The sequence below is a fragment of the Aeromonas sp. 102P genome (genome assembly GCF_051920345.1).
Classification (GTDB): domain Bacteria; phylum Pseudomonadota; class Gammaproteobacteria; order Enterobacterales; family Aeromonadaceae; genus Aeromonas; species Aeromonas veronii.
The window spans coordinates 1,225,937-1,248,956 of record NZ_JBQBCZ010000001.1 but is presented as its reverse complement, the minus strand read 5'-3'; the positions used below and the strand labels follow the sequence as shown (position 1 = coordinate 1,248,956).

Sequence of the window (23,020 nt, the reverse complement as noted above, 5' to 3'; positions counted from 1 at the left end):
GCTCGAGGCGCCCTGTTTTTTGTCATGCCGCCTGCGGGTTGAGCAGCCAGTCGAGGATCTGGGGAAAGTGATCCTCCTGCGCCTGCGGAGCGGTCAGCATATTGATGTGGTCATAATCGAGGCGGTTGCCGTTGTCCCGCCCCAATCGGGTGTGACGTGTGGCCGAACCCATCTCGTCGCTGAAGCGGCGCACATCGGTCGGGTGACCCAGCACCTTGTCCGCTTTGGCCGAAATCATCCAGAGCGGTGGCCAGTTGACCCGTGCCGCCGCCTCGTCATAGGCAAAACCGTCGTGAGGATCCTGCCAGGGGCCGCACTTGACCCAGGGGATAGTCTCCTGCAGATAGCGCAGCGGCTCGTCGTCAGCACCGATCTTCAGAGTGCGAGCCGCCAGAAAACCACGGCGGCGGGCCAGCCAGGGGGCCAGCCGATTCCAGATCAGATCCACCTTCAGCCAACGCTCGGGATTGTGCACCGACACGCCGCGCTTGGTGCCAAAAAACAGCAGACTAGCCACCTGCTCCGCCAGCTCGGGGAAGCGCACCAGGGTCGAGGCCATGATGACCCCCCCCCAGGAGTGAGCCACCCAGTGCACCTTGAAGCCATGATGGCGCTCGGCAATCCAGCGCTGCAGGGCGGGCAGATCCTCGGTGATCAGCTCATGCTGACCGTGCTCCGCCTGCTCGGCGATGGCAGGAGTGCTGAGCCCCCGCCCCCGCAAATCAGCCACATAGACCTGATAGCCGTGGCGGGCCAGAAAGCAGGCCAACCCCTTGCCCGATTCGGTGTAGAAGATCCGGCCGTTCTCGATGGCGCCGTGCACCATCAGGATCGGCTCGCCATGCACGGCGACCCGGGGTTTGATATGGCGAACATGCAATTGATGGCCACCACAGGGGATAAACAGAGACTGCTGCAACAATTCCATTTTTATTGGTTTCCTCCTTGAAACACTGTTAGCGCTTGTCCCAGCGTTGCTCGCTGCAGGCCCGCGCCGCCAGCAGGCAGATCACCCCCTCCAGATCGTGATGATTGAGGGTGGCCGCCGCCTGCGCCCGCACCAGCGGTTTGGCGTGAATGGCGATGCCAAGACCCGCCACCCCCATCATCTTGAGATCGTTGGCTCCATCGCCGATGGCCACGGTCTGGTCGGCAGCAATGCCGTACTCCTGAGCAAGCTGCTGCAACACCTCGGCCTTGACGCTGGCATCAACAATGCGCCCGCTCACCTTGCCGCTCAGTTGCTCCCCTTCCACCGCCAGCTCGTTGGCGAAGATGGCGTCGAGCCCCAGATCGCGCTGCAACTGGCCAGCAAAACGGGTAAAACCGCCGGAGGCGATGGCAACACGCCACCCCGCCTGTTTGAGGGTATCGACCATCAGTTGCAAGCCGGGCATCCACGGCATGTTGGCGGCCACCTCGTCGAGAATGGTGACCGGCGCCCCTGCCAGCAGGGCCACCCGATTACGCAGGCTGTCGGAAAACTCCAGCTTGCCCTGCATCGCCGCGGCCGTCACTGCCGCCACCTGATCGCCAACCCCGGCAAGGCGGGCAATCTCGTCTATACACTCGATGCGGATCGCGGTGGAGTCCATGTCCATCACCAGCAGGCCGGGCTCGTTCAGGGTCGGTAGCGCGGGCAGATGGCAGAGATCGATCTCCCACTCACCGCTCTTGAGCTCGGCCACCAACTCGGAAGAGAAGCGATCGCAGCCAAGCAGCAGCAACGGCACGCCTGCCACCTCGGTGGGAGGATAGAGGGTGGCCGCCAACTCCTGCGCAGCCAACAGTGGCGACAGACGCGCCAGATGGGAGGCGCCCAGCCCCTTGCCAAACAGCACCAACCAGCCGCCAGCCTGCGGAGTCTCTGTCGGTTGCAACGCATCTGCGTGGAGCTGCCAACAGGGTGAGCCGGACAACAACGCGGGCCAATCGGATAACAGAGGGGGGAGCCGGGACAACAACATAAGGGATACGCCTTCCTTGGTGATCAGGGGGGTTAACAATGCTGGCCCAGAGTAGCGTATTGCTTTTTGTACAGGCAAGCGCCAAGATCCCGCCACTCCTTGTTACCATGAGGTCTCGCGCTTGCAGCGTCATCTTCCCATCAAACGTGTTCTCAGCCTGGGTGCCGGTATCCTGCTCGGATGCTGGGTGCTCGGTGTGCTTATCCATATGCAAGGTGAAAGCCAAGCCTCGCTGCACAGCGAAGCGCGCAACCGGGCGCAGGCGCTGGTCGCCTATGCCGCCCGAGACATGAAACGCTGGATCAAGGAGGAGAATAGCAGCGAGCTGGAGCGGCTGGCGCGGGATCTGGCGGCGGAGCCGGAGATCCTCGATGCCACCCTCTACGACGGACGCGGCATTCCCCTCGCCCAGTCTGAGCAGGCGGTGCCGCTGGAGAGCCTGCTGCCCATCGGCAGCGATAACAAGTCACTGCCGGAGCAGGGAAAGGGGCGGATCCAGTTCGTACAGGAGATCCGAGATGGCGAGCAGACCATCGGCTTCCTGCGCATCACCCTGGAAGAACAGCAGATGCTGGCAGACAAGGACACCCGGCTCAAAGTGGTGCAGGAGAAACAGCGCCTGATGCTGCTGGTCGCCCTGCTGGCCGGGGTGCTCATCTCCTACGGCGTACGCCGCAACTACATGCGGGTGCGCAAGCACAAGAAAAAGAGTACGCCCCCCGCGCCACCTCCGGAAAATTGATGGCGCAACCAGAGAGCAGATACAAAAACGGCGGCCAGAAGGCCGCCGTTTCTTATTCGCAAGGGAATTACTTGTCGCCCAGCAGGATGGAATCCAGTGCGATTTCGATCATGTCGTTGAAGGTCAGCTGACGCTCTTCAGAGGTGGTCTGCTCACCGGTACGGATATGGTCGGAGACGGTGCAGATGGTCAGCGCCTTGGCACCGTACTCTGCGGCCACGCCGTAGATACCGGCGGCTTCCATCTCGACACCCAGGATGCCGTATTTTTCCATGACGTCGAACATGGAGGGGTCCGGGGTGTAGAACAGGTCGGCGGAGAAGATGTTACCCACACGCACGGCAACGCCCTTGTTCTTGGCGGCCTGTACAGCGTTGGCAACCAGGTCGAAGTCGGCGATGGCAGCGAAGTCGTGATCCTTGAAGCGCAGACGGTTTACTTTGGAGTCGGTGCAGGCACCCATACCGATCACCACGTCACGCAGTTTCACGTCTTCACGCACGGCGCCACAGGAGCCCACACGGATCAGGGTCTTCACACCGTAATCGGTGATCAGCTCTTTTGCGTAGATGGAGCAGGACGGGATACCCATGCCGTGACCCATGACGGAGATACGACGGCCCTTGTAGGTACCGGTAAAGCCGAACATGTTGCGCACGTCGCAGATCTGCTCGACGTTCTCCAGGAAAGTTTCAGCGATGTACTTGGCGCGCAGGGGGTCGCCCGGCATCAGCACGGTATCAGCAAAGGCGCCATCTTTCGCATTGATATGAGGAGTTGCCATTCTCTTGATTCCTTCACACTAGGTTGAGTTTTATTGTTTTATAAATTGCCCGCCGCCGAAGTGGCGGGCGGGTAAATTACAGGAAGCTGGTACCGTACGCCAGTTTCGGCAGGCCGTGGTAAGCCGCGATGCTCTGGCCGATATCGGCAAAGGTCTCGCGACGACCAACGGAGCCGGCCTTGACCGGCTTGCCGAAGAACAGCACCGGAATGTATTCGCGGGTGTGGTCGGTACCACCCCAGGTCGGGTCGCAGCCGTGGTCGGCAGTCAGCACCACCACGTCGCCATCTTGCAGCAGCTCAAACAGCTCCGGCAGGCGGGAATCGAAATACTCCAGCGCACCGGCATAACCGGCAACGTCACGGCGGTGGCCGTAGGAGGAGTCGAAGTCGACGAAGTTGGTGAAGACGATGGTGTTGTCACCGGCCGCTTTCACCTCTTCCAGCGTGCGATCCCACAACTCGGTCAGACCGGTCCCTTTCACCTGCTTGGTGATGCCCTGCTGGGCATAGATGTCGGCAATCTTGCCGATGGAGACCACCTGACCGCCCGCATCTTTCATGTAATCCAGCACGGTCGGCGCCGGCGGCAGCACTGAGTAGTCGTGACGGTTGCCGGTGCGCTTGAAGTTGCCCTTGCCAGTACCTACGAACGGACGCGCAATCACGCGGCCGATGTTGTAGGGCTCCAGCAGCTCGCGCACGATGTGGCACAGCTCATAGAGCTTCTCGAGGCCGTAGGTCTCTTCGTGGCAGGCAATCTGGAATACGGAGTCGGCAGAGGTGTAGAGGATCGGCTTGCCGGTCTTCATGTGCTCTTCGCCCAGATCGTCCAGCACCTGGGTACCGGAAGCGTGGCAGTTGCCCAGATAGCCCGGCAGACCGGCCTTCTCGACGATGGCGTCCAGCAGCTCCTGCGGGAAGCTGTTGTGGTGATCCTTGAAGTAGCCCCACTCGAACAGCACGGGCACACCGGCGATCTCCCAGTGACCGGACGGGGTGTCCTTGCCGGAGGAGAGCTCCTGAGCAAAGCCGTAGGCACCGACCACCTCGATATCTTTCTTCAGCCCTTCCGGGAAGTAGCCGGAGGCCTGCTCGCAGGCGTGGCCCAGACCCAGCATGTTGAGGTTGGGCAGATTGAGGGCACCACGGCCTTCAATTTCACCTGCCGCACACGCCTTGGCGATATGGCCAAGGGTGTTGGCGCCCACATCTCCGAACTTGTCGGCGTCGGCAGCTGCGCCAATACCGAAAGAGTCCATCATCAGAATAAAGGTACGTTTCATGGGTCTTCCCCTTGTTACAAATCGGCCAGGGTGATACGGCGGTACACTTCAGGCAGTGCCTCCGGCCGCTCGCCACCAATCCGGACAGCCGCCTGCACCATGCTGGCAGCCTGAGCATATTGCTCTTCAGTCTGAGCGTGGATCATCGCGATCGGCTTGTCAGCATCAACACTTTGACCCAGGCGGATAAAGTCGGTCAGACCGACCGCATAATCAAGTTTGTCACCGGCAGCGCGGCGACCACCGCCCATCGCCACCACGGCCAGACCCAGCTCGCGGGTATCCATGGCGGTCACAAAACCGCTGTTGGCCGCGAAGACCGGGCGTACGATGGCGGCCTTGGGCAGGTAAGCGTCGTAACGCTCCATAAAATCGGCCGGGCCACCGAGACCAGTCACCATGCGACCGAAGATCTCGGCCGCCTTGCCGTTATCCAGCACCGCCTGCAGCTTGGTGCGGGCATCGCGCTCGTCGCTGGCCAAGCCTGCAGAGATAAGCATCTCGGCGCACAGCGCCATGGTCACTTCGTGGATCCGCGGGTTGCGGTATTCACCGGTCAGGTAGCGCACCGCTTCACGCACTTCCACCGCGTTACCGGCGCTGGAGGCCAGCACCTGGTTCATATCGGTCAAGAGCGCAGAGGTGCGGCAACCGGCACCGTTGGCCACGGCCACAATGCTCTTGGCCAGCTCTTCGGACGCTTCGAAGGTCGGCATAAAGGCGCCGGAGCCCACTTTCACATCCATCACCAGCGCTTCCAGCCCGGAGGCGAGCTTCTTGGAGAGGATGGAGCCGGTGATCATCGCGACAGATTCGACGGTGGCGGTGATGTCCCGTACTGCATAGATACGCTTGTCAGCCGGGGCGAGATCGCCGGTCTGGCCGATGATGGCGACACCCGCCTCTTTCACCACTTTCAGGAAGCGGTCGTTGTCGACCGAGGTCTGGTAGCCGGGAATGGCGTCCAGTTTGTCGAGGGTGCCGCCGGTGTGGCCCAGACCACGGCCGGAGATCATCGGCACGAAACCGCCGCAGGCTGCGACCATCGGGCCAAGCATCAGGGAGACAACATCACCCACACCACCGGTGGAGTGCTTGTCGACAATCGGGCCACCCAGATTGAGGTGATCCCAGGTCAATACCATGCCGGAGTCGCGCATGGCGCAGGTCAGGGCAACCCGCTCATCCATGGTCATGTCTTTGAAGTAGACCGCCATCGCCAGGGCGGCAATCTGCCCCTCACCGATGGTGTTGTTGGTAATGCCCTGAACGAAGAATTGAATTTCTTGGGTACTGAGCGCTTCACCGTTGCGCTTCTTGCGAATAATTTCTTGAGGCAAAAACATCTTTCATTCCCTCCGCCATTGCTGGCGTTACACAAGCCTGAATCCTTGCCCACACACCGCATGGTGGGGGCTAATAGGGCGGACAGCCGTCCGCCCTCTCATCAACCTATTAGTAACCGCTGGTGTTGGCCGGCTTGTCGCCATGCCCCAGAGTGGCCAGCAGACTGGCCAGCAGGCTGGATGCACCAAAGCGGAAGGTACGGGCGGATACCCAGTCGTTGCCGAGGATCTCTTCGGCCATGGCCAGGTACTGACCGGCAACGGCGGCATCTTTCACGCCACCAGCTGGCTTGAAGCCGACTTTCGGATTCTTGGCCTTGATCACTTCCATCATGATGCGTGCCGCTTCCGGGGTCGCATTGACCGGCACCTTGCCGGTGGAGGTCTTGATGAAGTCGGCACCGGCATCGATACAGATTTCGGAAGCGCGACGGATCAGCGCCTCTTCTTTCAGCTCGCCGGTCTCGATGATCACTTTCAGCAGCACGTTGGCACCGCAGGCCTCTTTACAGGCTTTGACCAGATCAAAACCGATCTGTTCATTGCCAGCCATGAAGGCGCGATACGGGAACACCACGTCCACTTCGTCAGCACCGTAGGCGACAGCGGCACGGGTCTCGGCCACGGCGATCTCGATGTCGTCGTTGCCGTGCGGGAAGTTGGTCACGGTCGCAATGCGTACGTCGGCTGCGCCGATCTCACGCAGGGTTTTGCGAGCGATAGGGATAAAACGGGGGTAGATGCAGACAGCGGCGGTCAGGCCAGCCGGTGACTTGGCCTTATGGCACAGGTCGATCACCTTCTGATCGGTGTCGTCATCGTTCAGGGTGGTCAGGTCCATCAGGTTCAGGGCGCGCTGAGCGGCCACTTTCAGATCAGTCATTCTGTTCTCCAAAGTCTCGATTTAATCCAGATAACCGGGCACCACCATACCATCCAGCGATGGATGCACAGGCAGTAATCCCCAGCTATACGGGAATGGAATTACAGTGCGAAGGCACCGGCACTATCGGGATGCTATTCAAAACACCCTGCAGGCACTGCGACTGTAAATAAGGCAAGAGCCCTGTCACTTTCTTACAAAAGTGCGGACTTGGTTCCATGAAGACTTGAGAAAGGCCGACAACATCTGACCTGACTTCCCAATCAATTCCATTTGACCGCCAACACCCGATTTCATCGAGTATTAGTCATTGCCAGCACCCTGCTGGCAACGCCTATTTCAGCCGAGATACCCCCTGTTTGCAAGCCGGATTTGCCAATTTCAGAGGTACCTCACATCTGGCAAATCCAGGTCTAAAAAAGCCTTACGAAAAGAAACGGGTCAGGATCCAGGAATAGGCCAATCCCCCCAGATAGACCCCGACGATCCCCATTACCCCGGACAAAACGGGAGGCGCCGGGATCGGCAATTTGAGGAAAGAAAACAACAAACCAACTATAAAGCCGGCCACCATCGCCAGTAGCACTTCATTCATATAACCTCCGATTTGACTCATTTTATTATTAGTTTAGATAGGAAAACGGTTGTCACCGCTCCATACGCGAACGCCACGGCAGATGCCGTGGCGTTCGTGTTTATACCCTGTCAGTCAGGCGGCGATTACATGCCGGACAGTGCCAGGAAGAAGCCTGCGATAGTGGCAGACATCAGGTTGGACAGAGAGCCAGCCAGTACGGCTTTCAGACCAAAGCGTGCAATGGTGCCGCGGCGGTTCGGCGCCATGGACCCCAGACCACCCAGCAGGATGGCAACAGAGGATAGGTTGGCAAAACCACACAGCGCGAAGGAGATGATCGCCTTGGTGTGATCGGACATGGCCACACCGTTGATCAGCACTTCGTCTTTCAGGTACGGAGCGAAGTTCAGGTAAGCCACGAACTCGTTCACTACCAGCTTCTGACCGATGAAGGAACCAGCAACCACTGCTTCATTCCAGGGCACACCGATCAGGAAGGCCAGCGGGGAGAAGATCCAGCCCAGCAGCAGTTCCAGAGAGAGTTGCGGATAACCGAACCAGCCACCCACACCGGAGAAGATGCCGTTGATCATGGCGATCAGACCGATGAAGGCCAGCAGCATGGCGCCGACGTTCAGGGCCAGTTGCATACCGGCAGAAGCGCCAGCAGCAGCAGCGTCAATGACGTTGGCAGGCTTGTCATCCAGCTCGGCATCGGCAGAGCTCTCGTCGTAGTTCGGGGTCTCGGTCTCGGGAACCAGCAGCTTGGCGAACAGCAGACCACCCGGTGCAGCCATGAAGGAGGCAGCAATCAGGTACTCCATCTTCACGCCCATGGAGGCGTAACCGGCCAGTACGGAACCGGCAACGGAAGCCAGACCACCACACATGACGGCGAACAGCTCGGAGTCAGTCATCTTGGCGATGTAAGGACGAACCACCAGCGGCGCTTCGGTCTGACCGACGAAGATGTTGGCAGTTGCAGAGAGGGATTCGGTGCGGGAAGTACCCAATACTTTCTGCAGACCGCCGCCCAGCAACTTGATGACCATCTGCATGATGCCCAGGTAATAGAGCACTGCAATCAGGGAAGAGAAGAAGATGATGACCGGCAGAACACGGAAGGCAAAGACAAAGCCGCCGCCACCGAACACTTCAAACATCTTGTTGCTGACCAGACCGCCAAACAGGAAGTCGATCCCGTTCTGGCCGTAGCTGATCACGCTGGATACCGCGTCGGACACGCCGACCAGGATATCGCGACCAACCGGAACATAGAGAACAAATGCCCCCAGACCGGCTTGAATTGCGAACGCACCGACAACGGTACGGACGTTGATTGCCTTGCGATTGCTGGAGAACAGCACCGCGATAAGGACGAGCGTCGCCATCCCTACCAGACCCATGAACAAATTCATTATTATCTTCCTCTAGTAGCACCTGACTTGTTAGCGAGTTGTTATTAAACCCAACTAATCAAGGGGAGCGCATTATACTAATTAAAGTCCGATAAAATAGAATGCTGGTCACATTTTATCGTTATCAAAATGTCCAAGTGTCACAAAATTAGACAGCAAACGATTTTTACGCTCATTTTTTTTCCTGACAACTAAATCAGGTGTTGCGAATTTGTTTCATGGCTATTGGTCGTGATGGAAAATATGCCGGGCAGTTTCAAATAACACCTCGGCAACATCTGCCGATGGTTCATCCCGCAAGGTCATCAATATTTCCGCTATTTTCGGCAGCGCTTCCGGGGTATTCCGGGTGCCTTGTGCGCCTTGCAACGGCATATCGGGCGAATCGGTTTCCAGCACCAGAGCCTCGAGCGGCATGGCCCGAAATACCTCTCGCGTCTTGTTCGCCCGTTCAAAACTGATAACCCCGCCCACCCCGAGTCGAAAGCCCAGTTGCCAGAAGGCCTCCGCCTGCTGCAACGAACCGCTGAAAGCATGGATCACCCCGCCACGAGGCGGCTTGAAGCGGCGCAACAGCTTGGCCACAGTGTCATTGGCACGCACCGAGTGGATCATCAGGGGGAGCCCGGCCTCTGCAGCCAGCCGGATCTGAGCCTCAAACAGCGCAAGCTGCCCCTCCTGCGGCACGTGAGAGCGCAGGTCCAGCCCACACTCGCCTATGGCCACCAGCCCGGCAGGCTGGCTCATTACCAGCGTTCGCAACCGCTCCATCACCCCCTCCCGCTGTTCACCTGCATACCAAGGATGAATGCCCAGACCATAAAAGAGGCCGTCATGCTGATCTGCCAGTGCCATCACACGAGTCCAGTTATCCTCTGCGATGGCAGGAATGATATACTCCGTCACCCCCAATGCCCGACAACGGGCCAGCAGTGCCTCCCTGTCCTGGTCGAACACCGGAAAGTCGAGATGGCAATGGGTATCTATCAGCTGCATATCACTCACACCTGTTTGCGGTATTTAATGGGTCATTGAACATGATGAACAACAGAAACAACGGCTTTACCCTGATTGAACTGGTGCTGGTGATCATAGTGCTGGGGATCCTGGCCGTCACCGCCCTGCCCCGCTTTATCAATATCAAGGATGATGCCCTGAAAAGCACGGTCTCGGCGACCGCAGGCAGCTTTGCCAGTGCGGTACAGCTTGCTCATGCTGGCTGGGCGGTGAAGGCGAAGGGGGAGCCGCTGGCACTCTATAACTTTAGCGGCATGGGCAAGCAGGATCTCGACATCAACAGCTACGGCTGGCCGGTGGGCACCAAGGAGGATCAGAATGGTCAGGGGCCTGATGTCATATTTCCCGGTGGCGACAGCGATAAGATCTCCGTCAACAGCCGGGATGACTGCGAGAGCCTGTTCGGCGCCCTGCTCGACACCGATCTGACGGCGGTCGATGAACTCCATACCGATTCAAAGAGTGATTACATCTCCCGACTCATCCAGGCAAACGGGCAGGCTGATGGCACGCTTCGCCACGATAACTGCCGCTACATCCTGCGCGACTCAATCAACCGCTTCCAGACCAACCCGGATTATCGAAACGGCCTCGGCTTCGAGTACAACAGCGTTACCGGTGCCGTGACCCGCAATTTTGATTGAGCTCAGCCTCTTCTGTGCAAGCTCGCTCTTTGCTTGAATCATCATCATAACGAACCGGCGTGCAGCAGCGCCGGTTCTCCTGAGTGAGTCCCCACTCCTCGCACCATGCATCGTAACGGGCCAGCCAACGCAGCAATATCCCTTTCATCGTCACACCTACGCCAACGGATTCGGTTCAAAAACCATCCTAATCAGAGTCGGCAAGGGGAGCAAGTCATCCCCATAATCGCGATCGGGCGGAATAATAAAGAGCCGGTCAGCATGGCTGACCGGCTCTTTTAACATTCCCTGAAGAGGTTATCCGATGAGCGACAGCTCATCAGCCTCACAGACTCTTCAGCTTCTCTTCCGGCAGGGCCAGCTCGTCGTTGTGGTTAACGCCGACACCGCGCTCCAGCACATGACGGGCGATGGCGTGCGCCTCTTCCAGCGAGTGCATGCTGTAGGTGCCGCACTGATACTCGTTCAGCTCGGGGATCTTGGCCTGATCCTGCACGGTCAGCACGTCGCTCATGGCCGCCTGCCAAGCTGCACCAACACGGGCTTCGTCCGGCGCGCCGATCAGGCTCATGTAGAAGCCGGTACGGCAACCCATAGGAGAGATATCGATGATCTCCACGCCATTGCCGTTCAGGTGATCACGCATAAAACCGGCGAACAGGTGCTCCAGCGTATGGATACCGCGCTCGGAGAGGATCTCCTGATTCGGTACGCAGAAACGCAGGTCGAACACGGTAATAGTGTCCTTGTTCGGGGTCTGCATGGTCTTGGCCACACGCACCGCTGGCGCTTCCATACGGGTGTGGTCAACGGTAAAACTGTCCAATAGCGGCATTTCTGACTCCTGATTTGGTTACCAGAACCAGCCCCCACGGGAGAGCTGATCCTTGCATTGACGGTACTGGGCGCCGTAGCGCTGGGCGCGAGCCTCTACCTTGCGAGAGGTCTTCATCAACCACCCCTTGCTGCGATAGCTGCCACGCCGGTAGCCACCCCACCCTTCGTGATAGTTGAGGTACTGGCCATAGGCATCCCACTTGGAGGTGCCATTGAGCCGCTGGGCTTTGTTAGTGTACCAACCCATAAAATCGATGGCGTCGGCAAAATCATCGCGGTCACTCCAGCTGTTGCCGGTTTCTCGCTGGTAATCCGCCCAGGTTTCATCTTTGACCTGAGCATAACCATAAGCCGAACTAGCCCGCCCGGTCGGGATGAAGAGGAAATACTGCATCGGCGGCTGGGCATCATGTACGTAAGAGGACTCCTGATACATCATGGCCATCACCACATGGATCGGCGTCCCCCACTTCTCGTTCATCTTGAGCGCGGCCTTGTGCCAGTCCGGCTTCTCGCGAAAGATCTGGCACAGATTCTCCGGCTGGGCCGGTGGACGGGTACTGCAAGCAGTCAGGCCCGCCAACAGGCTGGCCACGACCACAAAACGCATCCACCCCATCAAATGAGGTCGCGCTTCACGCCGCTGGTCAGGTAAAGAGATAGCCAAGGTCAGATCGCGTCTTCGTTCTCTTCGCCGGTACGGATACGAATGACACGCTCCACCTCGCAGACGAAGATCTTGCCATCACCAATCTTGCCGGTACGGGCGGTGTTCTGGATCGCTTCCAGACAGGCATCGAGATCCTCGTCCTGCACCACCAGCTCCACCTTCACTTTCGGCAGGAAGTCGACCATATATTCGGCACCGCGATAGAGCTCGGTATGGCCCTTCTGGCGGCCGAAGCCTTTGACTTCGGATACGGTCATGCCGTTGATGCCGATCTCGGCCAGGGCCTCGCGCACATCGTCCAGCTTGAACGGTTTGATGATGGCTTCAATCTTCTTCATGGTGACTCCTTACCAGTTCTGTTTACCGAACCCGGATGTAATGGGGTAACGGCGATCCTTACCAAAGTTGCGAGCCGTAATGCGGGGCCCGACCGCCGCCTGACGGCGCTTGTATTCGTTGAGATCCACCAAGCGGATCACCTTGCGCACCACCGCTTCCTCGAAGCCTTCTGCCACCATGTCGGCGACCGAGGCATCCTCTTCCACGTAACACTTGAGGATGGCATCCAGGATGTCGTATGGCGGCAGGCTGTCCTGATCCACCTGATCCGGTGCCAGCTCTGCTGAAGGGGGGCGGTCAATAACCCGCTGCGGGATCACATAGTCGACCGAGTTGCGATATTCGCACAGTTTGAAGACCAGCGTCTTGGGCACATCTTTCAACACATCGAAGCCACCGGCCATGTCGCCGTACAGGGTGGCATAACCGACCGCCATCTCACTCTTGTTGCCGGTAGTCAACACGATGCGGCGACGCTTGTTGGAGAGCGCCATCAGCAGTACACCGCGGCAGCGGGCCTGCAGGTTCTCTTCGGTGGTATCGCGGGCGGTGCCTTCAAAAAGCGGCGCCAGCTGGGTCATAAATCCTTCGAACATCGGCTCGATGGAGATGATGTTGAACTCAACCCCCATCCGCTCGGCCTGCTCCTTGGCATCTTCCACACTCATCTGGGCGGTGTAGCGGAACGGCATCATCACCGCCTGCACCTTGTCGGCCCCGATGGCATCGGCCGCGATGGCCAATGTCAGCGCCGAGTCGATCCCACCGGAGAGACCCAGCACCGCGCCGTGAAAGCCGTTCTTGGTGACATAGTCGCGCACTGCCAGCACCAGCGCCTGATAGGTCTCGGCCAACGGCTCCAGCAGCGCAGCGGGTTCCCGCTCCTTCACCGGCTGGCCATCAGCAAAACGTACCAGCGCCAGCTCTTCGGCAAACGGGGCCAGCTTGTGAGTCAACTCACCCTGGCTGCTGAACACCTTGGAGCAGCCGTCGAAAATCAGCTCATCCTGACCGCACACCTGATTGAGGTAGACCAGCGGCAGACCGGTCTGATCGCAGCGCTCCGCCATCAGCTCGCGGCGGATCCAGGGTTTCTCCTGATCGTAGGGCGACGCATTGATGGTGAGCAGCAGCTCGGCACCTGCCGCCTTGGCGGCCAGCGCCGGACCCGGCTGCCACAGGTCTTCACAGATGAGCAGCCCCAGCTGGTGACCACGGAACGGCACCACGCAGGTCTCGGTTGCCGCGGTGAAGTAGCGCTTCTCATCAAACACGCCGTAGTTGGGCAAGTCCTGCTTGAAGTAACGGGCAATCAGCTTGCCCTGCTCATAGAGTGACGCCGCGTTGTAGAGCGCATCTCCTTCACGCCAGGGATGCCCTACCAAAATGGCACAGTTGCCCTGCCATTCGGCAACACGAGCCAACGCGGCTTCGACCCGCATCATCAGATCGGCGCGCAGCAGCAGATCTTCCGGTGGATAGCCGGTCAGGGCCAGTTCGGAGCAGACCAGCAGATCGGCACCTTGCTGCTCGGCCTGAGCTGCCGCAGCGAGCACTTTGTCAGTGTTATCTTCGATGGCGCCTACCGTCAGATTCAACTGGGCAAGCATCAGAGAGAGGGCTTTTGCCATGGCGATGCATCTTGAATTCGAAAATGATGGGGAATGATAAAGAAAAGGGGGGCAATCTGCCAGTTCAAGACAGGCGTAACCGTGTGACAGCAACCAGTGAGAAGGATAAGCTGTAGATAGTCACGGAACGACAGGCCTTCGCAGATATGAAAAACGCCGGATTTACCCTGATGGAGTTGATGATAGCCATTGCGCTAGGCGTCATTCTGTTGGGGATTGGTATTCCTTCCCTCTCTAACCTGCTTGGCAGTAATAATTTGGCGACCCAAGAAAAAAGCCTTCTAAACCACTTAAACTATGCCAGACAACAGGCTATCTCTAACCAGCAAACGGTTACTCTCTGCCTGACCACTATCAATAATTCTGTAGAAGAGTGCGTTACTGCCAATCAAAATGGAGCGACCCGGCAGATCGCTTTTATCGATACTAATAACGATCAGAAGCTCAATGGCAGCGAAACAACTCTGACGGCAAGTCCCGAGTTTCCTGCAGAACTGGCCATTTCTGCAGATGCACAGGCGCTTCACTTCACCCCTGATGGCACCATTACGTCTGATAGCGAGGTCATCTTTTCACTCTGTGTAAGCGGTGAAAAGGGCATTGAGATTGCAGTTATGCCTGCCGGGCGTGCCCATAGCCAGGCAAGTGGTGCTGTATGTCCATGACCTGCGCTAACTACCGCGAAACACACACGAGCACAAAAGGATCCATTTCAATCCAATAGCTATGCTTAGAGTCTCCTTTGAACAAGGACTCATACGCTATGGCACGAAATGGATTTACCCTGCTTGAGTTTTTAATATCTGCAAGCCTGACAACCATCCTGCTGACCTTGGGACTGCCGTCATTGGCAAATCTGCTGACATCTACCGACAGCGACATCTACACAAGAAACCTGCAGGACCACCTGATCTTCGGCCAACGGCAAGCTATCACACAGCAGCAACCCGTCACAGCCTGTCTTGCCATGCCTGTCATAAACTCCACAAAAGAAGGCTGTGTACTCGCAAATCAAACCGGCGCCCAGCGCATGCTTGTCTTTATCGACATCAATCAGGATCGCCAATTCGATATTGCAAGTGGCGATATCTTGTTATCAGCAACAGAACCCTTTCTTGAAAAACATACCGTGACGGCCAATCGACAATTTGTGCGATTCAGTCCAGATGGCACTGCGATTGGCACCAACATGACACTCCGGTTTTGTATCGACCAGGCCCCCCGAGTCGATATCATCGTTTCCCCATCCGGCAGAAGCAGAAGCGAAAAAAAGGGGCTGAGTTGTTCTTAGCCCCTTTACCCTACTCAATAACCAACGTTATCTGGGTTGGATTTCATCTTGTTTTTTTGCATCAGCCAGCGAAAAGGTGGCCGCCAAAGGAACGCACTCGATTACCTCTGTGACAAGATGCACCACCCCATCAATCTCATAACCTTTCTGTTTAAACACCCTGACCAGATTTGCCTTGCTCGTATCAGTTACCGGTTGCTGCAACACCATCTGCACACCACCTTCCAGAGTGACATAACATTTTATGTCTTCCGTTTGGGCATGAACCAACAAGGGCAAGCCCACACACCAGAGCAGCATGCGTTTCATCCCTGTTCTCCTTCATAGAGATAGATTTTCTTGGGAGACATATCCATTTTTGCCTCTTCCGCACCTTGTGAGCATTCTCCTTCACCGGTACAGCGCTCAGGCTCTCCCTTCCCATCATCTTTGAGGATGACCTCCTTGCCCGGAGCACCACCTATAATCCTGATCCGGCCATCATCCCCACCATGAATAACCAGATCATCAGCAACCTTATTTTGCACCTCTACGTAACGCTGAATAACTTCCTGATTGTTGCTATCCAGTACATATTTGAAAGAAGTGCCATAGTGCATATCAATCATATATTGGCGCATGGCACCGATGGATTGGATGGTACACTGCTGGAAGTCCTGAACCTGAGGCAGGAAAGAGGTGAAATAAAGCTTGCCTTGCAACACCAAACCAGCCCCCATTGATTTTTCACCGCTTTCATTGAGCCAGAATTTCCATCCCAACTTGCTGGTCAACGCCTTGGTGGTGTTTACAATCTGCTCTTCATTCAAACCCGTAAAGGGATCGCTGGTCACATCGTAGAGATCGTTCAGTGTGATACTTGATGGCACCGCTGGTTCAGACGTTGCCCCAAACAAGGTTGGATTAACATTGTAGTCACGTAGCATCACATACAAATTTTGGGTTGTCGCCTCCGAGGAGGGGCGGTTTCTATCACCACTGCCTATCAATACGGCATCAAACGGACGCTCGCTGTAAAGATAATTTGTCCCATCATACTTCCAACCTTTATTGATGGTGCGCACCAATACGGGCTGGGTAAAGAAACGGCGATCATCTTCCAGCTTCTTGGCAGTTCCACTTAAATGTGCATTTCCCAAACTGGCAAACTTGATGGCCGTCCATTTGGATTTTTCTGTCCCCTTCATGTCGATGCGCCAGATCTGACCGCCGGTATCACCCGCATAAACCCGGTCAGATACACCATCTCCATCGCTGTCTAGCACAGAGACTGCGCCTGGCATGCTATAAACCATGCCTGCAACCTGCTTGTTGGTTGTACTGGTCGCATCCGGGGTAAAGCTGAACAACAGAGTGCCGGCCTCTGCATCCACGATATAAATGCCTAACCCTTCGCTGTCTTCAGCCCCCTGCCCCAAATAGCTCTTGGCCTGGTCATAACCACCAGAGAATATCAGGACAGGTTTATAGGTTTTTTTACCAGCGGTTTCTGTGTAATAACCGGGAATAAACGCAACCTCGGGGATCGACCAGGTTTCGCCCAGGTTGCTGAAACCGGCGCTGTTTTTATCCAACCGCCACACAAGCGAAGGGGAGTCCGGATCGGATATATTCAACGCATAATAGGCCTTGCCACCACCGCGCAACCCGGTAAATAACCACACTTTGTCACCTTGTGACGGCTTGATATGACCATCTTTGACTTGCTCATTGACCAGCACAGTGGGCGATGAATCTACACCATATAGATGAGCCGATGAATCCAGGTTTTCTCGCAGCGCTTTCTGATTGGCAATAAATTGATAGGGCATAACGGCCCAGCTTTCATCAACCGTGGTGCCGCTGTCTTTAAACATATGCAAGAAGCCGGCATTACTTCCCATCACAATGCGCAAGTCAGGTGTACATGTAGTCCGCGAATTCAACTTCGAAGTGCGACACTCGCCTATGCCGCCTGACGGTACTCTTCGAATACCTTGACAGGCTGCCTGAATCCGAGACATTTCCGAGGTCGTAGGTTGAGCCACTGCTCCGCTCTCCTGACATCCTCGTCCGTGACCTCTCTCAGGTCTGTTCCCTTTGGGATAAACTGCCTCAACAGCCCATTGCTGTTCTCGTTCAGACCGCGCTCCCACGAAGAGTAAGGGTGCGCAAAGTAAGTCTCGGCACCCAGCGCTTCCTCTATCGCCTTGTGTTCGGCAAACTCGCCGCCGTTGTCAAAGGTGATGGTATGCACCTGCTCGATGTAGGGCGTTAACATCTCGATTATCGCATCCCGCACCACCCCAGCCTGTTTGCTCGCGACCCGCTTGACCAGATAGAGCCGGCTCTTGCGCTCCACCAGGGTGACCAGTGCACCTGTGCCTTGCTTGCCCAGCACCGTGTCCGCCTCCCAATCACCGAGCCGCTCCCGGCTATCGACGATAGCCGGCCGTTCATCAATAGAGCGGGCTTCCTTGATGGGAGAACGCAGGCTGCTCGCCCCCTTGCGGTAGCGCTTGTGGCCCTGGCGCAGATGGCGGTACAACTGGCCACCCCGGGCTTTGTCGGCGGCCACATGGCGGTATATCCACTCGTGACTCACCATGAGGCCTATCTGCTTGCCCACCGCGCTTATCTGCTCCGGGCTCCACCACCAGGCGAGTGTCAGCTCGACAAACTGGATGACATCGGCAGATAGCCGAGATTTGGCCGCACTGGCCCGTCGGTGGGTGGCGTGCTGATGCGCATTGTCTGGCTGGTAGCCCTGCGGCCCGGCGTTACGACGCAGCTCCCGGTAGAGGGTGGAGCGATGAACGCCAATGGCGCGTGCGGTGGCAAGGATGGACATCCCCTGTGCGCGAAGCACCGATAACTGGTATCGTTGCCCCTCGGTCAACTGCTGATAGCTCATGGTGATACTGCTTTTACTTTGGCGAGCAGAAGGGTACCACCAATCAGCAGTTGGCCACCTCTCGCCATTCATCCATGAGTGTCGCACTTATTATCTGAATTCCCGGTCTGTCCTGTCGACTTTGTACAACCGTAGTTGATCACTAATGGCCGTGAATGCAACGGGTCACCAAGAATATGCTCCCGATTATCTGTTCTATCACCATCTTGATTCTCATCAAACGCATCAATACCCTTGGTCCAATTAAGCAGGTCATCCATGCTATCAGCACTATCAAGTTTCATGACAGTGCGTAGCTGCGTCGCCCCGCCTGCCATACCCTCAAGAGCAGACTTGCTAAAGGGAGTTAATGTATTAGTGGAAGGGGGAATAATATAAAGATTGCGATTGGTTTTAGCTGCCAGCATCTCCTGTACCCCACCCTCGGCAACCTTGTTACCATCAGTGGTGGATGACCAATAGGTTTTTGCTGACTCAAGAATTGTTCCGTCACTGGAAATCGCAGGTAATCCTATCTGAGGTTCTCCATTCTCATCTTCATATAGAGTACTGTCTACCACATAACCTTTCTCAGGTGCCAGCACCAGCTTTTTCAAATTTCCCTTCCATCGCGGGCCAGCTCCCGGTTCAAACATGGCGTAGTAGATATTATTAAGGCTGCGAGTTCGGTCAAAGTTATTGGTGGCAATGGCGGGAGAGACCAGCGAGGTATTCATTTTCAAAATAGCCAGCAATGATGACTTTAACGCTTCGTTAAGTTGGGTAGCATCAGTTGCTGGATAATATTTTCCGCCACCGCGACGGGCAGTTTCAGCCAATAGTACACCTGCCCCCTTAATTGCATCATCACCAAACCCAACGGTAAAGGTAGTGACCGTCTGCTTACCAGCAGCAGATGTATTGACATCATTGTTTTTCATATAACCAGCAAGTGCAGCAAGGTAACTTTTATCTTTTCCCGTCCCATAACCGACCGTGTCACTATAACTAGGCTTATTAGGATCTTTTGAGCTATTGAGCAATCCCGCTACCAAACTATCCGCAGCAGCATCATACGTTGGAGCACCATCAGTCATATAAATGACATAGCCATTATTAGAGCACTTATCATATGGAGACTTATACTTATTAGCTGTAGGAATTTCGGCATTAGGGTCTCGCTGAGGATTGCGACTCGCATCATCATCACCAAAGTAGATATCAAGCCCGCCAAAATAACGGTAGGCCTCATACAAGGTTTCGCACAAAGGCGTCCATGTCTCCGCCGCCAGACTATTTGATTTATCAATAAGATCCTGAGCGCCGGTTTTACCGCCAGCCAAGATGGCGTCATTACCCATGATGTGCCTAATGATACGACCACCATTTTTATTGGTACTGCCGTTACCATCATTTTGGTTAAACACCGCAAGGCCAAAGTCTACCGCTGGCGTAGAGCGAACCAACTCCCTCAGCGCCTGTTTGGCTACATTTAGTCTCGATGTAGTAATAGTGGAAGGTGCATGATACCAACGCAAATAGTTGGCGGTATATATGGTCAGCACTTCTGCCCCACCCGTATTCGGGGCGATAGGTGTAGCACTATCAACCCATGGAATACTAATGTTAGTATTGTTAGACCTATTTACTGGATAACCCTTGGTTGCTCCAGAGACAGACTGATACGAACCTGTAAAACCGCTGTTATCAACATTTTTTGCTGAAATATCCTGTTGACAATCCACTATATTGGTTGTGTTGGATGCATAGTTTTTTAATGGTTTCCACTCCCCTTTTCTGTTTTTGCCCGAACCAGATACCTCATAATTCCAATAGACAGATGAAAATAGTCCAATTTGGTTAAGAGGCTCCCGAGATGTGGCACAAGCATTTTTACTCGTTGAGAACCGTCTGGTATTGTTACTATCTAACGTTTGAGGGGGAGTTCCATTTGTTGAGTAATAGAGAAAACTGTTACTCCCATCATCATATGCTAACCTTGGATAAGGAAATTCAGGGTCATACTCTTCCTTTCCTAGCAAAGTTGTTTCGCCCATACTGCCTGAGTTATCGAATATAAATAGAACCTTTGGCCTAAAATCCCCGGCTTTGGCAAAGTCATAAATAAACAACTCGGTATCATCAGAATAGCCAGTCCCTACCGCTAAAGATGTGCCGGATATTCCGCTACACAATACCAGCAAGCTTGTTAATAAACAGTTCCTTATGTTCATTACTGGCTCCCTAATTGGCACTTAACAGGGGCTGTTCGACCCCGGCAGTAAAGGTCATTTGGCTATTCACCTTGCCATAAGCACTGGATGTAGTGGCTTCAGCATAACGACAAGCTGGCGTTACATTCTGGCTACTGGCTTCAAATTTTCGTTTGCATACACTTTCTGTATTGACTGTCAGGGTAGTAGCAGGAGTGGTAGTGCCTATTGCCGCCGAAGTACCAATTGCCTGCGTTGCAATTTGTGTTGAGAGAGAAGTATCGCTCAATGCAGACTCCAGAGTACCTTCAACTTCGTGTTCTGCCCGTTGCAAACTGGCACTAGAACCCGCCATCTTCAGACTCATACCACTGGATTGCATGACGACTACCGCAATCAAAGTCAAAGGAACCAGAATAACCAGTGCGACTATCAGTGCAATCCCTTGCTGTTGTTGAAACGATCTCATGTGCCACTCCGGGTAACAATTTGCGGGTTACGCAATGCGATGCTGCTTTCCAGCAATAGGCGGCGATAGCCATCGCCATTGCCTTTTATCGGGGGCAGATTGCCAAGTTGATAGGTGTTATTATTTTTGTAACGTGCAGACTCTTTCGCCGCTCTGATTAATAAAAACAACCGAACTCCCAATACTCGACCTTCATTCCAGAGCTGGGTGGTCATCTGGTCTGCTGAGAGATATCTGTCGATCCGCCCATCAGGGATAACAGAGTCATCGACACCGAACATCAGCACCATATTCTCTACCCCTTCAGCCATAGCGCCTCCAATCTCGAAAGAGCCACTATTAGCCGTCAAGTAACGTTTGCGCAGAACCGGAATACCATTATCTTGTGACAGGTAATAGATATAGTGCTGATATTCCCAAAGCTGACTTTCATTATTGGCCCCAAAGATCGGTCTGGTATTGCTACCCTTAATACCGCGAATAACTCTCGCCTCTTGGCTATTGGTCGCCATATAAAAACGATTTTCATCCAAATTTTCGGTCTCAGGAATAGGTCGCCCAACCAGCCGCTTTATACTGATCACGTCCGAATTAGCTACTCGGTCAGCCTCTTTAATACAGGTGAGTCCCTCTAGCGATTTGGTGGCCGAGACCCGACTCACCCATAGTCCCCTGATGGGCGCTTTATTTGATGGTAAGCTGCCAACGTCACGTTCATCCAAGCAGTCATCATCGTCATCAATTACAATGTCATTTCTTAAAGAAGGGCCAATCTGTACAGGCTGGCCGGTATAAGCTCCAAAAAAGCCAGCCCATTTGATATCCTGGCTGATCAACCGAATGGCCAATCGACCATTTTCCTGTAATTCACTTTGATCAAAGGCATCTTCAGAGCTGGAGCGAGACATCACAAAAACTGTGAATACCCCCGCTAACAAAAATAGACCGAGCAGCATAGCGACTAGCCACTCTACCAGCGTGAAACCGCGAGAATTCATAAAGTCGTCGTCAGAATAAACTGGCGCCTCGAAAGATTATTTGCTGTCGAGAGTTGACACTCATTGATCAGCGTTGCTGCGGCGGCAGCAGCCCCCCCATCAGATATCTCTTGCTTGCCAGCCCAGAATATCCCGACAGCCAATACATTATTGGCCCGCCGCACCACGCAACCTATCGGTGAATTCAAGGAAGATGCAGCCCCCGACACACTGGCCCCAAGCAAGGCTTGTTGCCAGTAGTGAAGGTCGGCGTTACGTAAATCTGCAGCACTGCACGCGCTAATTGTGCCATCTGCTGCGGCGCATGTCGGGCGTGGCAAGTTGGCAGCAAGATTAACGGTCACTGCACCGGATGCGGTCCAGCTATCGCGATTTATCCGTACTCGTTCGACCATATCGTTAGCCAGCCAGCTGGCAATAGTGCGCTGGCGAGCTTCATAACTGGCAAATTTTGAATGGGTTTGCAAAGCAACCAGACCAAGCAGCCCCAGCGACAGGATGACTGCGGTGATCATCACCTCCAACAGGCTGAATCCCCTCTCATGTGATGAAACATGAATGGCCATGACTATTCCCAACAGCTATTGCTAGCTGCACCAGAGGCACTTTTGACACCCAACTGATTAATGGAAAACACTGTGCAATCGGTATCGTTGGCTTGGGCCGTCGCCGCGCCAGCACTGGCTGACAAGGTGTAGGTGTTACCTGATACGGCAATGGATAATTGATACAGGCCATTCTCAGATGCACTACTGATACCAAGAGCAGCAGCAGAGGATGCATACTGATTGAAATCCATAAAATAGGTTTCTTGCCGATTGGCTGCATTGAGCAGCATGGCCTTGGCTTCGACACGATGACTGGTCAGCACATATTGCTGATAGGCGGGATAAGCGATGGTGCCAAGAATCGCCACGATGGCGATGACAATCATCAACTCAATAAGAGAAAAACCACGAAAGTATCCAATCATATCCCATCCTTGGTGACAGACTGCTTCATAAGTTTAACGCCGAGCCTGTCTCTTGAACAAACCC

The 23,020-nt window shown here is 55.2% G+C and carries 24 protein-coding genes and 1 pseudogene; 4 read left to right on the top strand and 21 right to left on the bottom strand.

The annotated features are described in order from the left end of the window. Window positions 1–22 precede the first annotated feature (22 nt). Window positions 23–928 carry an alpha/beta hydrolase family protein gene (locus ACTG1K_RS06015; protein ID WP_110304068.1) on the bottom strand — a complete coding sequence of 302 codons (906 nt, stop codon included), beginning with the start codon at window positions 926–928 and terminating at the stop codon, window positions 23–25. 28 nt (window positions 929–956) lie between these two features. Further along, the gene (gene serB / locus ACTG1K_RS06010) at window positions 957–1,967 is read right to left on the bottom strand and encodes a phosphoserine phosphatase SerB (RefSeq protein WP_270656967.1); all 1,011 of its coding nucleotides are present in this window, start codon (window positions 1,965–1,967) and stop codon (window positions 957–959) included. Between the two features lie 121 nt (window positions 1,968–2,088). Between serB and ACTG1K_RS06005 the strand changes: the two genes are divergently transcribed. Further along, window positions 2,089–2,709, top strand: a complete 621-nt coding sequence (locus ACTG1K_RS06005; protein ID WP_440004946.1) for a YtjB family periplasmic protein — start codon at window positions 2,089–2,091, stop codon at window positions 2,707–2,709. A 67-nt stretch (window positions 2,710–2,776) separates the two neighbouring features. Here ACTG1K_RS06005 and deoD read toward each other — a convergent pair whose 3' ends face one another. The 7 genes from deoD to ACTG1K_RS05970 all read right to left on the bottom strand — a co-directional run bounded on the left by deoD (window position 2,777) and on the right by ACTG1K_RS05970 (window position 9,998). After that, window positions 2,777–3,493, bottom strand: a complete 717-nt coding sequence (gene deoD / locus ACTG1K_RS06000) for a purine-nucleoside phosphorylase (RefSeq protein WP_440004945.1) — start codon at window positions 3,491–3,493, stop codon at window positions 2,777–2,779. A gap of 76 nt (window positions 3,494–3,569) precedes the next feature. Beyond that, the gene (locus tag ACTG1K_RS05995) at window positions 3,570–4,778 is read right to left on the bottom strand and encodes a phosphopentomutase (RefSeq protein ID WP_440004944.1); all 1,209 of its coding nucleotides are present in this window, start codon (window positions 4,776–4,778) and stop codon (window positions 3,570–3,572) included. Window positions 4,779–4,792: 14 nt separating this feature from the next. Continuing rightward, window positions 4,793–6,124 (bottom strand): thymidine phosphorylase, encoded by a 1,332-nt coding sequence (deoA, locus tag ACTG1K_RS05990; protein ID WP_042030712.1) that lies wholly within the window; start codon window positions 6,122–6,124, stop codon window positions 4,793–4,795. Between the two features lie 109 nt (window positions 6,125–6,233). Continuing rightward, window positions 6,234–7,007: a deoxyribose-phosphate aldolase gene (gene deoC, locus ACTG1K_RS05985; protein ID WP_005340468.1), complete on the bottom strand. Its 774-nt coding sequence runs from the start codon at window positions 7,005–7,007 to the stop codon at window positions 6,234–6,236. 424 nt (window positions 7,008–7,431) lie between these two features. Continuing rightward, a complete protein-coding gene (locus ACTG1K_RS05980) occupies window positions 7,432–7,602 on the bottom strand; it encodes a XapX domain-containing protein (protein ID WP_005340467.1) in 171 nt (56 codons plus the stop codon). Window positions 7,603–7,727: 125 nt separating this feature from the next. Continuing rightward, window positions 7,728–9,002: a NupC/NupG family nucleoside CNT transporter gene (locus ACTG1K_RS05975; protein ID WP_005340466.1), complete on the bottom strand. Its 1,275-nt coding sequence runs from the start codon at window positions 9,000–9,002 to the stop codon at window positions 7,728–7,730. Window positions 9,003–9,224: 222 nt separating this feature from the next. Further along, on the bottom strand, window positions 9,225–9,998 hold the full coding sequence (locus ACTG1K_RS05970; protein ID WP_139441881.1) for a TatD family hydrolase: 774 nt from the start codon (window positions 9,996–9,998) through the stop codon (window positions 9,225–9,227). Window positions 9,999–10,039: 41 nt separating this feature from the next. Here ACTG1K_RS05970 and tppF point away from each other — a divergent pair, with 41 nt between their 5' ends. Continuing rightward, entirely contained in the window at window positions 10,040–10,663 is a 624-nt protein-coding gene (gene tppF / locus ACTG1K_RS05965; protein ID WP_275065977.1) for a type IVa pilus pseudopilin TppF, read from the top strand. Between the two features lie 325 nt (window positions 10,664–10,988). Here tppF and luxS read toward each other — a convergent pair whose 3' ends face one another. The 4 genes from luxS to ACTG1K_RS05945 are packed head-to-tail and all read right to left on the bottom strand — an operon-like array spanning window position 10,989 to window position 14,140. Further along, a complete protein-coding gene (luxS, locus tag ACTG1K_RS05960; RefSeq protein ID WP_042038845.1) occupies window positions 10,989–11,498 on the bottom strand; it encodes an S-ribosylhomocysteine lyase in 510 nt (169 codons plus the stop codon). Window positions 11,499–11,516: 18 nt separating this feature from the next. Then, complete coding sequence (locus tag ACTG1K_RS05955) at window positions 11,517–12,110, bottom strand: transglycosylase SLT domain-containing protein (protein WP_272502552.1); 594 nt, start codon at window positions 12,108–12,110, stop codon at window positions 11,517–11,519. A gap of 59 nt (window positions 12,111–12,169) precedes the next feature. Further along, window positions 12,170–12,508 (bottom strand): nitrogen regulatory protein P-II, encoded by a 339-nt coding sequence (gene glnB, locus ACTG1K_RS05950; protein WP_005308848.1) that lies wholly within the window; start codon window positions 12,506–12,508, stop codon window positions 12,170–12,172. 9 nt (window positions 12,509–12,517) lie between these two features. Further along, window positions 12,518–14,140: an NAD+ synthase gene (locus ACTG1K_RS05945; RefSeq protein WP_440004943.1), complete on the bottom strand. Its 1,623-nt coding sequence runs from the start codon at window positions 14,138–14,140 to the stop codon at window positions 12,518–12,520. Window positions 14,141–14,286: 146 nt separating this feature from the next. Here ACTG1K_RS05945 and ACTG1K_RS05940 point away from each other — a divergent pair, with 146 nt between their 5' ends. Beyond that, the gene (locus ACTG1K_RS05940) at window positions 14,287–14,805 is read left to right on the top strand and encodes a GspH/FimT family pseudopilin (RefSeq protein WP_440004942.1); all 519 of its coding nucleotides are present in this window, start codon (window positions 14,287–14,289) and stop codon (window positions 14,803–14,805) included. A gap of 98 nt (window positions 14,806–14,903) precedes the next feature. Beyond that, complete coding sequence (locus tag ACTG1K_RS05935) at window positions 14,904–15,431, top strand: GspH/FimT family protein (RefSeq protein ID WP_201980486.1); 528 nt, start codon at window positions 14,904–14,906, stop codon at window positions 15,429–15,431. A 27-nt stretch (window positions 15,432–15,458) separates the two neighbouring features. On the opposite strand, the gene tapY2 is transcribed toward ACTG1K_RS05935, so the two are convergent. The 8 genes and pseudogenes from tapY2 to ACTG1K_RS05895 form a co-directional block, all read right to left on the bottom strand. Further along, a complete protein-coding gene (gene tapY2 / locus ACTG1K_RS05930) occupies window positions 15,459–15,740 on the bottom strand; it encodes a type IVa secretion system protein TapY2 (RefSeq protein ID WP_043826141.1) in 282 nt (93 codons plus the stop codon). Next, window positions 15,737–17,350 (bottom strand): annotated as a pseudogene (locus tag ACTG1K_RS05925) (pilus assembly protein); the annotation flags it as partial. The pseudogene ACTG1K_RS05925 and the gene tapY2, both read right to left, overlap by 4 nt. 26 nt (window positions 17,351–17,376) lie before the next feature. Continuing rightward, window positions 17,377–18,324, bottom strand: coding sequence for an IS30-like element ISAs2 family transposase (locus tag ACTG1K_RS05920; protein WP_019706001.1), 948 nt, complete (start codon window positions 18,322–18,324; stop codon window positions 17,377–17,379). 68 nt (window positions 18,325–18,392) lie between these two features. After that, window positions 18,393–20,537, bottom strand: coding sequence for a hypothetical protein (locus tag ACTG1K_RS05915; RefSeq protein WP_440004941.1), 2,145 nt, complete (start codon window positions 20,535–20,537; stop codon window positions 18,393–18,395). Window positions 20,538–20,547: 10 nt separating this feature from the next. Then, window positions 20,548–20,985 carry a type IVa pilus pseudopilin TppD gene (gene tppD / locus ACTG1K_RS05910; RefSeq protein ID WP_101530169.1) on the bottom strand — a complete coding sequence of 146 codons (438 nt, stop codon included), beginning with the start codon at window positions 20,983–20,985 and terminating at the stop codon, window positions 20,548–20,550. Then, window positions 20,982–21,983 (bottom strand): PilW family protein, encoded by a 1,002-nt coding sequence (locus tag ACTG1K_RS05905; RefSeq protein ID WP_101530170.1) that lies wholly within the window; start codon window positions 21,981–21,983, stop codon window positions 20,982–20,984. The genes tppD and ACTG1K_RS05905 overlap by 4 nt, the downstream gene beginning before the upstream one ends. Next, window positions 21,980–22,549, bottom strand: a complete 570-nt coding sequence (gene pilV / locus ACTG1K_RS05900) for a type IV pilus modification protein PilV (RefSeq protein ID WP_005348939.1) — start codon at window positions 22,547–22,549, stop codon at window positions 21,980–21,982. The genes ACTG1K_RS05905 and pilV overlap by 4 nt, the downstream gene beginning before the upstream one ends. A gap of 2 nt (window positions 22,550–22,551) precedes the next feature. Further along, entirely contained in the window at window positions 22,552–22,956 is a 405-nt protein-coding gene (locus ACTG1K_RS05895) for a type IV pilin protein (protein ID WP_429145781.1), read from the bottom strand. Between the last annotated feature and the right edge of the window lie 64 nt (window positions 22,957–23,020).

Excerpts from the sequence above, each read along its gene's own strand:
- ACTG1K_RS06015 (WP_110304068.1), bottom strand. The coding sequence starts at position 928 with ATGGAATTGTTGCAGCAGTCTCTGTTTATCCCCTGTGGTGGCCATCAA.
- serB (WP_270656967.1), bottom strand. The coding sequence starts at position 1,967 with ATGTTGTTGTCCCGGCTCCCCCCTCTGTTATCCGATTGGCCCGCGTTG.
- deoD (WP_440004945.1), bottom strand. The coding sequence starts at position 3,493 with ATGGCAACTCCTCATATCAATGCGAAAGATGGCGCCTTTGCTGATACC.
- ACTG1K_RS05995 (WP_440004944.1), bottom strand. The coding sequence starts at position 4,778 with ATGAAACGTACCTTTATTCTGATGATGGACTCTTTCGGTATTGGCGCA.
- deoA (WP_042030712.1), bottom strand. The coding sequence starts at position 6,124 with ATGTTTTTGCCTCAAGAAATTATTCGCAAGAAGCGCAACGGTGAAGCG.
- deoC (WP_005340468.1), bottom strand. The coding sequence starts at position 7,007 with ATGACTGATCTGAAAGTGGCCGCTCAGCGCGCCCTGAACCTGATGGAC.
- ACTG1K_RS05980 (WP_005340467.1), bottom strand. The coding sequence starts at position 7,602 with ATGAATGAAGTGCTACTGGCGATGGTGGCCGGCTTTATAGTTGGTTTG.
- ACTG1K_RS05975 (WP_005340466.1), bottom strand. The coding sequence starts at position 9,002 with ATGAATTTGTTCATGGGTCTGGTAGGGATGGCGACGCTCGTCCTTATC.
- ACTG1K_RS05970 (WP_139441881.1), bottom strand. The coding sequence starts at position 9,998 with ATGCAGCTGATAGATACCCATTGCCATCTCGACTTTCCGGTGTTCGAC.
- tppF (WP_275065977.1), top strand. The coding sequence starts at position 10,040 with ATGATGAACAACAGAAACAACGGCTTTACCCTGATTGAACTGGTGCTG.
- luxS (WP_042038845.1), bottom strand. The coding sequence starts at position 11,498 with ATGCCGCTATTGGACAGTTTTACCGTTGACCACACCCGTATGGAAGCG.
- ACTG1K_RS05955 (WP_272502552.1), bottom strand. The coding sequence starts at position 12,110 with ATGCGTTTTGTGGTCGTGGCCAGCCTGTTGGCGGGCCTGACTGCTTGC.
- glnB (WP_005308848.1), bottom strand. The coding sequence starts at position 12,508 with ATGAAGAAGATTGAAGCCATCATCAAACCGTTCAAGCTGGACGATGTG.
- ACTG1K_RS05945 (WP_440004943.1), bottom strand. The coding sequence starts at position 14,140 with ATGGCAAAAGCCCTCTCTCTGATGCTTGCCCAGTTGAATCTGACGGTA.
- ACTG1K_RS05940 (WP_440004942.1), top strand. The coding sequence starts at position 14,287 with ATGAAAAACGCCGGATTTACCCTGATGGAGTTGATGATAGCCATTGCG.
- ACTG1K_RS05935 (WP_201980486.1), top strand. The coding sequence starts at position 14,904 with ATGGCACGAAATGGATTTACCCTGCTTGAGTTTTTAATATCTGCAAGC.
- tapY2 (WP_043826141.1), bottom strand. The coding sequence starts at position 15,740 with ATGAAACGCATGCTGCTCTGGTGTGTGGGCTTGCCCTTGTTGGTTCAT.
- ACTG1K_RS05920 (WP_019706001.1), bottom strand. The coding sequence starts at position 18,324 with ATGAGCTATCAGCAGTTGACCGAGGGGCAACGATACCAGTTATCGGTG.
- ACTG1K_RS05915 (WP_440004941.1), bottom strand. The coding sequence starts at position 20,537 with ATGAACATAAGGAACTGTTTATTAACAAGCTTGCTGGTATTGTGTAGC.
- tppD (WP_101530169.1), bottom strand. The coding sequence starts at position 20,985 with ATGAGATCGTTTCAACAACAGCAAGGGATTGCACTGATAGTCGCACTG.
- ACTG1K_RS05905 (WP_101530170.1), bottom strand. The coding sequence starts at position 21,983 with ATGAATTCTCGCGGTTTCACGCTGGTAGAGTGGCTAGTCGCTATGCTG.
- pilV (WP_005348939.1), bottom strand. The coding sequence starts at position 22,549 with ATGGCCATTCATGTTTCATCACATGAGAGGGGATTCAGCCTGTTGGAG.
- ACTG1K_RS05895 (WP_429145781.1), bottom strand. The coding sequence starts at position 22,956 with ATGATTGGATACTTTCGTGGTTTTTCTCTTATTGAGTTGATGATTGTC.